Here is a 12,411-nt window from a genome sequence, read left to right on the forward strand (position 1 = left end):
TCCCGTCAGCGGGTGAGGGTGATCGTCGAGGTGTCGGTCACCGTGAACTCACGCCAGTAGACGAAGTCCCGGATGGGCACCTCGGTGACCGCCTCGGCCGTGCCGCGCTCCAAATGGACGTCGGCCGGGTAGGTGCTCGCCGACCACGCGACCTCCTGCCCCGGGGTGCAGGGGACCGAGGCGGAGTACAGGGCTGTGACCAGGCCCGCCTTCTTCTGCTGCTGGCGCAGCTCGCCGGACACGCTCAGAGTGTCCTCCCGGGTGCAGGTCAGCGTGCCGCGCACCGTGGCGATGCCCTTGCTGTTGACCGTGGCGGTGGGGTTCACCGAGACGGTCGCGTCGAGCGCGGGCACCGGCGGCGGGTTCCCGATGTGGATCTCCCCGTGGGAGCCTCCGGTCGCGCCCTCGCAGCGGTACTCGAACGTCGCGTCGAACCGCTCCAGGTAGCCGAACGGCCCCCAGGAGACATCGAGAATGGTGAACGAGCCGGTGCTCTGTGAGCAGGACCGTCCCCAGCCGGCGTTGTCCAGGCCGATGCCCGCCTCGTCACTGTACGGCTGGCCGACGTTCTGGTAGGTGTCGCCCGGCTTCAGCTTCTCCCCCGTCGGGGCCGAGAGCGTCAGGTGCCAGAAGTTGTCGGCGTCGCTCCAGAACTCCATCCCGAAGAACCTCTGGTTCTCGTCGCCCCAGGCGTTCATCTCGTCGCCAGGCGTGGGGTTGCCGGAGCTGTACGAATAGGAGTTGCCGGCGGTGACCGGATCGCCCGGCTCGCCCACCACGCTGAACGACCAGGTCTGCGGCGTGCCTGCCTGGGCCGGCGTGGAGACGACCAGACCGGCGGCGCCGGCGGTCAGGGACAGGGCTGCGGCGAGCAGGGATCGGTGCCAGGAACGGGTCATGCTGTCCTCCCCCGTAGTTGGACATGAAGCGCGACGCAGGTCGTGCGCCGTCACGCCAAAGGCTAGGGAACGACCGTCGATTGCGGTGTCCCGTTCGGGCCCGGTGTCGGCGACGCGACCGCGGGACACTATCCGTCCTTCCGATATTCATCTTTGTTGATTTAAATCAGCGCATGCCCGGCGGCCGCCGGGCCGTCCGAAGGAGACGGTTCATGCGCAGACTCCCCGCCCTGCTCGCCCTCGCCGCCCTCGCTGGACCGGTGCTGGCTCCCGGCACCGCGACCGCCGCGGTCCCGCCGGAGACCCGGTTCTCCGCCACCACCGGCGTCGGGGTCCACAACGCGTACGAGCGCGGCACCTACCCCTACCTGGCGCAGGCGCTCGACGCCCGGCCCGGGCTGATCGAGCTGGACGTCTGGCCGGACGTGCTGACCCGGCAGTGGCGGGTCAGCCACTCCAACCCGCTCGGCAACGACAACAACTGCGTGGCCGCCACGAGCGCCGCCCAGCTCTACACCGGCACCCGGAACCGGAGCCTGGAGCACTGCCTGGACGACATCCGGCTCTGGCTGGGCGCCCACCCCGACGCCGGCCCGCTCGTCCTCAAACTGGAGCTGAAGACCGGCTTCAGCGGCCGTACCGGGCAGGGGCCGGCCCAGCTTGACGCCGTGCTCGCCGCGCGGCTCGGCGACCGGGTGTTCCGCCCGGCCGACCTGCTCGGCGGCCGCGCGAGCCTGGACGCCGCCGCGCGCGCCGACGCCTGGCCCAGCCGGGCACAGCTCGCCGGCCGGGTGATCGTCGAGCTGATCCCCGGCACCGTCGAGGAGGGCAACCCGACCGACACCCTCTGGACCGACGTCGAGTACGCCCGCCACCTGGCCGGCCTCGCGGCGGCCGGCACGCTGGGCGCGGCCCGCGCGTTCCCGGCCGTGCACCGGGCGCAGGCCGGCGACCCGCGCACCCGGTACGCCGACGCGAGCCTGCGGCCCTGGTTCGTGCTCTTCGACGGCGACGCCACGGCGTACGTCACCGGGGGCGTCGACACCGCCTGGTACGACGCCAACCACTACCTGCTGGTGATGACCGACGCGCAGAACGTCCCGCCGGCCGTGGGCGCCGGCGACGCCGACGCGGCGGCGGCCCGGGTGGCCGAGCTGGCCCGCGCGCACGCCAGCATCGCCTCCGCCGACTGGGCGGCCCTGCCCACCGTGCTCGACGACGTGCTGCCCCGCGGCTGACCACGCGATCGACCGGTCCGCGCCGCCGGGGCGAGCGGCCCCGGCGGGGCGGGACGGTCAGGAGGCGCCGTCGGCGCGGAGCGGGAAGACGTTGCCGCGCGCCGTGTCCGTGAGCGACCCGAGCACCGCCCCGATCTTGTCCGCGGGCATCGGCTTGAAGAAGTGGTAGCCCTGGGCGGCGGTGCAGCCCAGCTCGGCCAGGGCGGCCCGCTGCTCGGCGGTCTCGACGCCCTCCGCGACCACCCGCAGCCCCAGCTCGTGGGCGAGCCCGACCGTGGTCCGCACGATGGCGGCCGCCTCCGGCGAGTCGGCCATCCGGAGCACGAAGGAGCGGTCCACCTTCAACTCGTCGACGGCGATCCGGGTCAGGAAGGTCAGCGACGAGAACCCGGTGCCGAAGTCGTCGACGGCGAGCTGCACGCCCATCGCGCGGAGGGTGGCCAGCACCTCGTCGATGACCTCCAGCTCGCTCATCACCACCGTCTCGGTGATCTCCAGGACCAGCCGGTGCGGCGGAACCTGGTGCCGGCGCAGCGCCTCGCCGATCTCGGCCGGCAGCCGCGGGTCGAGCAGGCTGCGCGCCGACAGGTTCACCGAGATCGGGATGTCCAGCCCCTCGCGCGCCCAGTCGGCCGCCACCGCGAGGGCCTTGTCGAGCACGTAACGGGTGAAGGTGCCGAGCTGCTCACTGTACTCCACCGGCCGGATGAAGTCCGCCGGGCCGAGCCAGCCCCGGCGCGGGTGCCGCCAGCGGATCAGCGCCTCCACCCCGGTCGGCGCGCCGGTGGCCAGGTCCACCGCCGGCTGCAACGCCAGCACCAGCTGGTCGTCGGCCGCCAGGGCCTCCCGCAGCTCCGCGAGCAGCGCCAGGTGATCGGTGCTCGCCGCGTCGCGGGAGCTGTCGTACGCGGCGACGCTGCCGCCGCCCTCCTTCGCCTGGTACATGGCGATGTCGGCCCGGCGCAGCAGCTCGGTCAGGTCGGCGGTGCCCGCGTCGGCGACCACCACGCCGACCGCCACCTCGACCGACATGCGCACCCCGGCCACCTCGGTCGGCGCGGCGAGCCGCTCGGCGATCTCCCGGGCCTGGCGCAGCGCGTACGCCAGCGGGGCGGCCCGGTCGTCGACCACCGGAACGGTGGTGAGCAGCAGGGCGAACTCGTCGCCGCCGAGCCGCCCGAGCAGGTCGCCCGGACGGGCCAGGGTGGTCAGCCGGCTCGCGGCGAGCCGCAGCAGCTGGTCGCCGGCCGCGTGGCCGAGCGTGTCGTTGACCTCTTTGAACTGGTTGATGTCGAGCAGCAGCAGCGCCACCGGGTGGTCGTGGGCGCGCTGCCGCAACGCCTGGTCGCCCTTGGCCAGCAGGGCGGCCCGGTTGAGCAGCCCGGTGAGCTGGTCGTGCACCGCCTCGTACGACGAGCGGGCGGTGACCAGCCGCAGCTCGCGGTGGGTCGCGGCGTCGTGCAGGGCGGCGGCCAGCGCGTCGCCGAACGCCGCGACGCCGTCGTGTTCCCGGGCGGTGGGCGGGGCGGACCGGGCGAACCGGACCCGGAGCTGGCCGACCTCGGCGCTGCCCACGGTGAGCCGACGGACCAGCTCGTGCTCGCCCGCCCCGGTGGCCGACGGTGGTTCGACCTCGCGGTCGCGCACCTGCGCGCCGGTGTCCGCCCGGTAGCGGTGCCAGCGGGCGTCGCCCCGCGCCACGTCCACCTCGACCAGCTCGGCGCCGAACAGGGTGAGCACCCCGGTCACCGCGGCGGTCGCCACGCCCCGCTCGTCGAGCTGGTTGAGCGCGGCCGTGGCCTCGGCGAAGGCCCGCCAGGTGCGCCGCTCCTGGTCGGCCCGGAGCCGGTGCCGGTAGGTCTGCTGGAGCAGCCAGAGCGGCGGCGGCAGGAGCAGCAGCCAGCGGGGGTCGACCTCCAGCAGGGTGACGACCACGAGGCCGACCGCCACGTTGCCGACGAACATGAGCAGCTTGCCGCGGAGCGCGGCGAGCAGCGGCGGCCCGATCGGGATGCCGTGGAGCAGGGCGAGGCTGGCGCCGCCCAGCCAGGCGGTGGTGAACAGGTAGACCACCGCGGCGGCGCTCAGCGCCAGGGCCAGCTCGGGGGTGGATGCGGCCAGCAGCGGCCGGCCGAGCGCACTGGCGACCGCGGCGGCGAGCGCGGTGGCGGCGGTGAGCGAGCCGGCGATCCGGATCAGCTCCAGCACGGGCCGGCGGTCGGCGACCAGCGACATCGTCGTCCAGGCGGCACCGGCGCCGAGCAGGGCGGCGGCCGGCAGCCAGCCGGCCGGCACCAGGTAGAGGCAGACGACGAGGGCCGCCTCGCCCCAGGTGATGCTGACCATGCCCGAGGCGGTGCGGAAGCGCAGCCGGGCGAACTGGGCGACGCCGAACGCCACGACGGCCACGCCGAACCGGACGAAGCCGGGCAGCGGGTCGTCCGGCGGCAGGTGCGCCGGGACGGTGAGACCGACCACGGCGGCCACCACGGCGGTGACCGCGACGGCGGAGGTCAGCAGCAGCACGCCGACCGGTGTGCCGCGCAGGCCCAGCCGATCGGAGGGATCGCCGGCCCGGCCGGAGGTCACCGACCCACCCCGTCAGGCGGCGGCCCCGGGGCACGGTCGGGGGCCGTAGCTGCCATCGACATCGGCGCCCCCCTTCCGCGCACGGCTCAGGGCCTTTCGGTCCCCCCGGCGGAAGGCTAAGCCAAACCCGGTGGTCGCAACAGGGGTTGACGACCGGCTTCGGCGTGATTCACGCGCTGTTCAGCCGTTCCGGCGCTGCTGGGAGCCGTTGGGGCCGTCTGTCGGTGAATCCTGCGCGGCGGTCCCGTCTGTCGGATCAGCGACTGACGCGTCGGTCCGGCCCGGCTCGGCCGGGCCGCCCTGCTGGGGAAACCGGTCGGGCAGCCGGCGCAGCCGGGCGTTCATGTTGCGGATCAACAGGACGGTGACGATGGCCAGCAGCACGATGAGGAAGAGGCCCATCGGGCCGGCCAGACCACCCGTGCGGGTGTCACCGAAGTTGTTCTCCGCGAGCACCTGGGCGGTGGTCAGCATGGTGTTCCTCCGATGTGCGGCTGACCACCAGCGTAGCCCGCCGGGGAATCAACGGGCATGGCACGTCTCGCGCACCCCGGCGAAGAGGTCGGACTCGGGCAGCGGGCTGTCCACCATCGAGCGGGCGAGCTGGAAGTCCTCGGTCGGCCAGGCGCGCTGCTGGAGGTCCATGGGCACCTGGAACCAGAAGCCGTCCGGGTCGATCTGAGTGGCGTGGGCGCGCAGCGCGTCGTCGCGGACCGGGAAGTATTCGGCGCAGTCGACGCGGGTGGTGATCCGCTCGCCCTTGTCGGGACGATCCTCCCAGCGCTTCATCCACTCCCCGTAGGGCGACTCCAGGCCGGCGGCGAGCATCGCCTCGTGCAGGGCCATGATCTTGGCCCGCGAGAAGCCCACGTCGTAGTAGAGCTTGAGCGGCTGCCACGGCTCGCCCAGCTCGGGGTGGCGGTCCGGGTCACCGGCGGCCTCGAAGGCGGCCACCGTCACCTTGTGGGTCATGATGTGGTCGGGGTGCGGGTAGCCGCCCTCCTCGTCGTACGTGGTGACGACGTGCGGGCGGAACTGGCGCATGAGCCGCACCAGCGGGGCGGCCGCGACCTCGACGTCCTCCAGGGCGAAGCAGCCCCCCGGCAGCGGCGGCAGCGGGTCGCCCTCGGGCAGCCCCGAGTCGACGAAGCCGAGCCAGGCCTGCTCGACGCCCAGGATGGCCCGGGCCGCGTCCATCTCGGCGCGGCGGATGTCGCCGATGTTGGCCCACACGTCGGGCCGGTCCATCTTGGGGTTGAGCACGCTGCCCCGCTCGCCACCCGTGCAGGTGACGACCAGAACATCCACCCCCTCGGCGACGTATTTCGCCATGGTGGCGGCGCCCTTGCTCGACTCGTCGTCGGGATGGGCGTGCACCGCCATGAGCCGCAGTTGTTCTGCCACCTTCGGCGCTCCTCGTCTGTGCCCACCGGGCCCGGCCCGCCCGGCTGACCTGCCGGAATCTCCCCCCGCGCCCGCGAAAGCCCCCGTGGTGGCCGATCGGCGGCGGGGCCGACCTGCCATTCTTGACTCAGCGCCGGGCTGGGAAGATGGACTTTGCCATTCTTGCCGATGCCGCCGACAACAACGCCAGGAGATACCCGCCGGTGAGCGAGACGCACGCCACAGTCCCATCGGGCGCACCGGTGTTCCCGCCCGGCCGCTACGGCCGCCGCCGGGAGCCGGGGCGCCGCCGTCCCCTCCTGCTCGTGCTGGTGGCGGCCGTCCTGCTGGCGCTCCTCGGGCTGGTCGCCGCCCGGCTCTACAGCCAGTACGGCGACCCCGACTACCGCGCCGAGCTGATCACCTACACCGACATCACCGACTCCCGGGTGGTGGTCGACTTCCGGGTGACGGTGCCGGAGGGCGGCTCGGCGACCTGCCTGCTGCGGGCCCGCTCCCACGACGGCGCCGAGGTGGGCCACGTCGAGGCCACGGTGACCGCCCCACCCGGCGAACGCCACGTCCGGGCCCGGCAGGAGGTGCCCACCACCGCCCGGCCCTTCATCGGCGAGGTGCTGCGCTGCCGACCGGCCGGCTGAGCCGGGAGCCCGGCGAGCCGCCGGGACACACACGCACCCCGGGTCCCACCGCCGGCACCCGGGGTGATCGGCGACACCCCGGCCCGGCCCGCACTGGTAAATTGGTAGTTCACCTGTCAGCCAGTCCGCACCAACGAGGAGATCGCCTGTGTCCACCAATGACAACGAGGCGCCCGCCACCTGGCTGTCCCAGGACGCGTACGACCGCCTGCAGGCCGAGCTCGACGAGCACATCGCCAACCGGCCGGTGATCGCCGCCGAGATCAACGCCCGGCGGGAGGAGGGCGACCTGCGGGAGAACGGCGGCTACCACGCCGCGCGCGAGGAGCAGGGCAAGGCGGAGGGCCGCATCCTCTACCTGAAGGAGCTGCTCCGCACGGCCAAGGTCGGCGAGGCGCCGACCGCCGACGTGGTGTCGCCCGGCATGGTCGTGACGATCTACTTCGACGACGACGCCGACGACACGGAGACCTTCCTGCTCGGCTCCCGCGAGATCGCCTCCACGACCGACCTCACCGTCTACAGCCCCGAGTCCGCGCTCGGCAAGGCGATCCTGGGCGGCAAGGCGGGCCAGACCTGCACCTACACGGCGCCCAGCGGCGCCGCCATCAAGGTGACGGTGGTCAAGTTCGAGCCGTTCTCCGGCTAGCCGCCATCCGGACCCGCGCCGGACGGCTCGGGTCCGACCCGACCGAGGCTGACAGGCTCCTCGGCCCCGAGCCACACCCGACCGCCCCGACCGGCACCGTCCGGCCGGGGCGGTCGCGTTCGCGGCGCGCTCACCCCTCGCCGGCGAAGACCACCTGGTAACCGCTGGCCCGCAGGGCGCTGATCAAGGTGTCCGAGTGCTCCACGCCGCGGGTCTCCACCGAGAGCGCCACCTCCACCTCGCCGAGCCGCAGGTGCGGGTTGGCGCGCTGGTGCACCACGTCGACCACGTTGGCCCGGTGCTCGGCGATCTCACCGAGCAGGGAGGCGAGCTGGCCCGGCCGGTCCGTGCAGCGGACGGTGACCCGCAGGTAGCGGCCGGCGGCCGCCAGGCCGTGCTCGATCACGCGCAGCATCAGCAGCGGGTCGATGTTGCCGCCGGACAGCACGGCCACCACCGGCGCCTGGACCTCCACCACCCCGGCCAGCAGCGCCGCCACGCCGACCGCGCCGGCCGGCTCCACCACCTGCTTGCCCCGCTCCAGCAACATCAGCAGCGCCCGGGAGATGTCCTCCTCGGAGACCGTGACGATCTCGTCGACCAGCTTGCGGACGTGGGTGAAGGTCAGCTCGCCGGGGCGGCCGACCGCGATACCGTCGGCGATCGTCGAGAAGGAGGGCAGCCGGACCGGCTCGCCGGCCTTCAGCGAGGGCGGGAAGGCGGCGGCGCTCGCCGCCTGCACCCCGATCACGCGTACGTCGGGACGCAGCGCCTTGGCCACCACCGCCAGTCCGGAGATCAGCCCGCCGCCGCCCACCCCGGTCACGATGGTCTTCACGTCCGGGCACTGTTCGAGGATCTCCAGGGCCACGGTGCCCTGACCCGCGATGACGTCGCGGTGGTCGAACGGGTGGATGAAGACCGCCCCGGTCCGCTCGGCGAAGGTCTGCGCCGCCACCAGCGACTCGTCCACCGTGTTGCCGACCAGCTCGACCTGGGCCCCGTACCCCTTGGTGGCGGCCACCTTCGGCAGCGGCGCGTTGACCGGCATGAATACGGTGGCGTGCGTGCCGACCAGGCCGGCGGCGAGCGCGACCCCCTGGGCGTGGTTGCCGGCGCTCGCCGCGACCACCCCGCGTTGCCGCTCCTCGGCCGAGAGCCGGGAGATCCGCACATACGCGCCGCGCACCTTGTACGACCCGGCGCGCTGCACGTTCTCGCACTTCAACCAGGTCGGCCCGCCGAGCGCGGCGCTGAGCGGCCGGGACGGCTCCAGCGGGGTGGTACGGGTGACGCCGGCGAGCAGTTCCCGCGCGGCCTGTACGTCGGCGAGACCGACCAGTTCCGTCATGCCCCGATCGTGCCACCCGCACCCGGGGGAACCTGCGGCGACGTCACCGACGGAGCCGTCGCCACCTGGGGCGGCACGCCGGTGACGGGCTGCGCCGGGTGGCCCGGGGCGGCTCCGGGCGCCGGGACGACCGCGCCGGGGTGCGGCCAGCCGGGGTGAGCGGGCCAGACCGGGACCGCCCGCGCGATGCGGTCCTGCTGGGCGGCGGAGATTCGCCGGATCAGCACCACGAAGGAGAAACCCGCCACCAGCACGGCGACGACGGGGATCAGCCGCGGACCCAGCGCGTCCTGGTAGTAGTGGACGTAGGTGCCGAACTCCACGTCGTTGCGGGGCCACTCGGTCAGCCGGGCGTACCGCTGCTCCTCGTTCCGGCTGACGATGCGGTCGCCGACGGTGAACACCAGCCACGCCGCCCACCAGACGCCGACCAGCAGGGGTGTGCTCCGCCGCCACGTGCTGTTCCGGGCCACGCTCGCCATCACCCGGGCCGGCACGACGAAGTTGGCGATCGGGACCAGCCAGCCGGCGATCGCCCAACCGGCCCCCAGCGGCGGCTGGGCGCCCGGGAACGCCTCGATGTTCTTCCGCGCCCGCCAGGTCCAGACGATGACCAGGACCGCGGCGACCAGCAGAGCGATCAGGTACGGCAGGACGAGCAGCACCTCGGCCACGGCGGCGCCCATCAGCAGGTCGCGGTCGGCCTGCTCGGCCGCCGCCCGGGCGATGCGCAACCCGACCAGGGAGAACAGCGCGCCGGGCAGGTAGAGCACGGTCGCCGCGCCGACCGCGATGGCGGCCGCCGTGCCGAGGCCGCGGACGGCGTACGTGGACACGCCGGGCAGCACCGCGGGCTGACCGGGGAGCGTGCCGCAACGAGGGCACTCGTTGTCGGCGGGGGACAGGGCGTCCCCGCAGGTCTGGCAGTGCATGTCGACCGTCCGGAGGGTGTGCGCGGTAAAGGTGCGCACACGCTAGACGATCATGCGCGGGCCGGCGACCCCGTCCCGACCCGGGGGTAGCCGGGGGCGTGCCGCTGCCACGGCGCCTGCATCTCGAACTGGCCGGCCACGCCGAGCAGCAGCAGCTCCGAGCCGGGCGGGCCGACGAACTGCACGGCGACCGGCAGGCCGTCCGGGCGGCGGCCGACCGGCACCACGATCGCCGGCAGCCCGGCGATGTTCCAGGGCGCGGCGTACGGGGCGTACCGGATGTTGGCCCGCATGTTGGCCAGCCAGGACCGGCCGGACCAGCCGGCGGCCTCCGGCGGCGGGCCGGCCAGCGCCGGGGTGAGCAGCAGGTCGACCGAGTGGTCGGCGAAGAAGTTCACCGACCGCTCGCGCCAGGCGGCCCGGTCGGCCTCGCGCACGTACCCCCGGCGCTGCGCCCACTCGCCGAGCGCGACGTGCCGGCGGCTGCGCCGCTGCAGGCCCCGCCGCTCCACGCCCGCGGCCTGCACCTCGGTGGCGGCCGCGGCGAACCAGGTGGCGATGCCCTGCAGGCCGAGCCGGGTCGGGTAGACCGGGTCGGCCGGGACGGTGTCGTGCCCGGCGGCGGCGAGCAGCCGGCCGGCGGCGGCGACCGCGTCGCGGTTCGGCGCGTCCGGCGAGACGCCGCGCACCGGGGACCGCAGCGAGACGCCGACCCGCAGCCGCGGCGGCGGGACCAGCTTGTCCGGGCGGCGCCCGGCCAGCACCGAGAAGCCGACCACCGCGTCGGCCACCGTGCCGGTCAGCACGCCGTGCTCGGTGAGGCCGAACCAGTCGTCCGCGCCGAGCTGGCAGGGCACCACGCCCCGGCCGGGCTTCAGCCCCACGAGGCCGCAGCAGGCCGCCGGGATGCGGATCGAGCCGAGGCCGTCGTTGGCGTGCGCCATCGGCACCAGCCCGGCGGCCACCGCGGCGGCCGCCCCACCGGAAGAGCCGCCGGGGGTCCGGGCCGGGTCCCAGGGATTGCGGGTCACCCCGGTCTCGTCGTCGGTGAGGGCCCAGAGGCCCAGCTCGGGCATCCGGGTCACCCCGAGGATCACCGCGCCCGCGCCGCGCAGCCGGCGGACCACCTCGTGGTCGGCCTCCGCCACGGGGGTGCGCACCGCGGCCGACCCGTTCCACGTCGGCAGGCCGGCCACCGCGGTGTTCTCCTTGACCGCCACCGGCACGCCGGCCAGGGGGAGGTTGGCCAGGTCCTCCTGCTCGTCGACCTTCTCCGCCTCGGTGATCGCCTCGCCGCCGCGGACCGCGCGGAACGCGGCCAGCTCGGCGTCGGCCCGGGCGATGTGGTCGAGGTGGTCGGCCACGACCTGGGTGGCGGAGACGTCACCCCGGCGCACGCCGCGGGCGATCTGCTTGGCGGTCGCCCCCACCCAGGTCGTCGGCATGATGTCCTGCACGGCCATCCTCCCCAGCCAGCGGTCAGCCCAGCGCCTGCTCCAGATCGGCGAGCAGGTCGTCGACCGTCTCGATGCCGACAGACAGTCGCACGAGATCGCCGGGAACTTCAAGCGGCGAGCCGGCAGCGCTCGCGTGTGTCATCCGTCCCGGGTGCTCGATCAGGGATTCGACCCCGCCGAGCGACTCGGCGAGCACGAAGAGCTTCGCCCGGTTGCAGATCTCCACGGCGTGCTCCTCGCCGCCCGCCGCCCGGAAGGAGATCATCCCGCCGAACCGCCGCATCTGCTTGGCGGCCACCTCGTGACCCGGGTGCGCCGGCAGGCCGGGGTAGAGGACCTGCGCGACCCTGGCGTGACCGTCCAGGTAGGCGGCGATCCGCTCGGCGTTGTCGCAGTGCCGGTCCATGCGTACGCCGAGGGTCTTGATGCCGCGCAGGGTGAGCCAGGCGTCGAACGGGCCGTTCACGGCGCCCATCGCGTTCTGGTGGTAGCGCAGCTCCTCGCCGAGCGCCCGGTCGGCCGCGACGAGGGCGCCACCGACCACGTCGGAGTGTCCGCCGATGTACTTGGTGGTGGAGTGCACCACGACGTCCGCGCCGAACGCGATCGGCTGCTGGAGGTACGGCGAGGCGAAGGTGTTGTCGACCACCAGGAGCGCGTCGGCCTCGTGCGCGACGGCGGCCAGCGCGGCGATGTCCGCGATGCCGAGCAGCGGGTTGGTCGGCGTCTCGACCCAGATGATGCGGGTGGCGCCGGGACGGATGGCGGCCCGCACCGCGTCCGGGTCGGAGACCTTCGCCGGGGTGTACTCCAGCCCCCAGCGCTCGGCCACCTTGGCGAACAGCCGGTAGGTGCCGCCGTACGCGTCGTCCGGGATCACCACGTGGTCGCCTGGCTTGCAGACGGTCCGCAGCAGGGCGTCCTCGGCGGCCAGGCCGCTGGCGAAGGCCAACCCCACCGGCCCGCCCTCCAGCGCCGCCAGGCACTCCTGGAGCGCGTCCCGGGTCGGGTTGCCGGAGCGGCTGTACTCGTAGCCCTGCCGGGGCGCGCCGACGGCGTCCTGGGCGTAGGTGCTGGTCTGATAGATCGGCGGGATCACCGCGCCGGTGCGGGCCTCCGGGTCCTGACCGGCGTGGATGGCGAGCGTCTCGAAGCCGTGACTCATTCCCGAGACGTTAGTCCGCCCGCCGCGTCCCACCGCGTGGAACCCGCCCGACACCACAACCCGGAGGTTGTCCGAGGGGTCGGCCATAC

Annotated in this window: 11 protein-coding genes; 3 read left to right on the top strand and 8 right to left on the bottom strand. The window is 74.1% G+C overall.

All coding sequences use genetic code 11. The annotated features are described in order from the left end of the window. Positions 1 to 5: 5 nt before the first annotated feature. Positions 6 to 899, bottom strand: a complete 894-nt coding sequence (locus tag RMN56_RS06970) for a hypothetical protein (protein WP_313723010.1) — start codon at positions 897 to 899, stop codon at positions 6 to 8. Positions 900 to 1,111: 212 nt separating this feature from the next. On the opposite strand from RMN56_RS06970, the gene RMN56_RS06975 reads away from it, so the two are divergent. After that, complete coding sequence (locus tag RMN56_RS06975; RefSeq protein WP_313723011.1) at positions 1,112 to 2,137, top strand: phosphatidylinositol-specific phospholipase C domain-containing protein; 1,026 nt, start codon at positions 1,112 to 1,114, stop codon at positions 2,135 to 2,137. Positions 2,138 to 2,194: 57 nt separating this feature from the next. Here RMN56_RS06975 and RMN56_RS06980 read toward each other — a convergent pair whose 3' ends face one another. From RMN56_RS06980 to mca, 3 genes are all read right to left on the bottom strand, one after another. Continuing rightward, positions 2,195 to 4,690 (bottom strand): putative bifunctional diguanylate cyclase/phosphodiesterase, encoded by a 2,496-nt coding sequence (locus RMN56_RS06980; protein WP_313724662.1) that lies wholly within the window; start codon positions 4,688 to 4,690, stop codon positions 2,195 to 2,197. A gap of 216 nt (positions 4,691 to 4,906) precedes the next feature. Beyond that, positions 4,907 to 5,200, bottom strand: a complete 294-nt coding sequence (locus RMN56_RS06985) for a hypothetical protein (RefSeq protein ID WP_313723012.1) — start codon at positions 5,198 to 5,200, stop codon at positions 4,907 to 4,909. 48 nt (positions 5,201 to 5,248) lie between these two features. Then, the gene (mca, locus tag RMN56_RS06990; protein WP_313723013.1) at positions 5,249 to 6,130 is read right to left on the bottom strand and encodes a mycothiol conjugate amidase Mca; all 882 of its coding nucleotides are present in this window, start codon (positions 6,128 to 6,130) and stop codon (positions 5,249 to 5,251) included. A 203-nt stretch (positions 6,131 to 6,333) separates the two neighbouring features. On the opposite strand from mca, the gene RMN56_RS06995 reads away from it, so the two are divergent. Continuing rightward, positions 6,334 to 6,768: a DUF4307 domain-containing protein gene (locus RMN56_RS06995; protein WP_262287043.1), complete on the top strand. Its 435-nt coding sequence runs from the start codon at positions 6,334 to 6,336 to the stop codon at positions 6,766 to 6,768. 148 nt (positions 6,769 to 6,916) lie between these two features. Further along, a complete protein-coding gene (gene greA, locus RMN56_RS07000) occupies positions 6,917 to 7,417 on the top strand; it encodes a transcription elongation factor GreA (RefSeq protein WP_313723014.1) in 501 nt (166 codons plus the stop codon). Between the two features lie 130 nt (positions 7,418 to 7,547). On the opposite strand, the gene ilvA is transcribed toward greA, so the two are convergent. Genes ilvA through RMN56_RS07020 form a run of 4 tightly spaced genes read right to left on the bottom strand, consistent with a single transcriptional unit; the run spans position 7,548 to position 12,322 of the window. Continuing rightward, positions 7,548 to 8,768, bottom strand: a complete 1,221-nt coding sequence (gene ilvA / locus RMN56_RS07005) for a threonine ammonia-lyase (protein WP_313723015.1) — start codon at positions 8,766 to 8,768, stop codon at positions 7,548 to 7,550. Continuing rightward, positions 8,765 to 9,739 (bottom strand): DUF4328 domain-containing protein, encoded by a 975-nt coding sequence (locus RMN56_RS07010; protein ID WP_313723016.1) that lies wholly within the window; start codon positions 9,737 to 9,739, stop codon positions 8,765 to 8,767. Before RMN56_RS07010 ends, ilvA begins: the two co-directional genes overlap by 4 nt. Positions 9,740 to 9,750: 11 nt before the next feature. Then, complete coding sequence (locus RMN56_RS07015) at positions 9,751 to 11,163, bottom strand: amidase (RefSeq protein WP_313723017.1); 1,413 nt, start codon at positions 11,161 to 11,163, stop codon at positions 9,751 to 9,753. 16 nt (positions 11,164 to 11,179) lie between these two features. Continuing rightward, positions 11,180 to 12,322 (bottom strand): cystathionine gamma-synthase, encoded by a 1,143-nt coding sequence (locus tag RMN56_RS07020; protein WP_313723018.1) that lies wholly within the window; start codon positions 12,320 to 12,322, stop codon positions 11,180 to 11,182. Between the last annotated feature and the right edge of the window lie 89 nt (positions 12,323 to 12,411).

The organism is Micromonospora halotolerans (assembly GCF_032108445.1).
Classification (GTDB): Bacteria; Actinomycetota; Actinomycetes; order Mycobacteriales; family Micromonosporaceae; genus Micromonospora; species Micromonospora halotolerans.

Excerpts from the sequence above, each read along its gene's own strand:
- RMN56_RS06970 (WP_313723010.1), bottom strand. The coding sequence starts at position 899 with ATGACCCGTTCCTGGCACCGATCCCTGCTCGCCGCAGCCCTGTCCCTG.
- RMN56_RS06985 (WP_313723012.1), bottom strand. The coding sequence starts at position 5,200 with ATGCTGACCACCGCCCAGGTGCTCGCGGAGAACAACTTCGGTGACACC.
- RMN56_RS06975 (WP_313723011.1), top strand. The coding sequence starts at position 1,112 with ATGCGCAGACTCCCCGCCCTGCTCGCCCTCGCCGCCCTCGCTGGACCG.
- ilvA (WP_313723015.1), bottom strand. The coding sequence starts at position 8,768 with ATGACGGAACTGGTCGGTCTCGCCGACGTACAGGCCGCGCGGGAACTG.
- RMN56_RS07015 (WP_313723017.1), bottom strand. The coding sequence starts at position 11,163 with ATGGCCGTGCAGGACATCATGCCGACGACCTGGGTGGGGGCGACCGCC.
- RMN56_RS07020 (WP_313723018.1), bottom strand. The coding sequence starts at position 12,322 with ATGAGTCACGGCTTCGAGACGCTCGCCATCCACGCCGGTCAGGACCCG.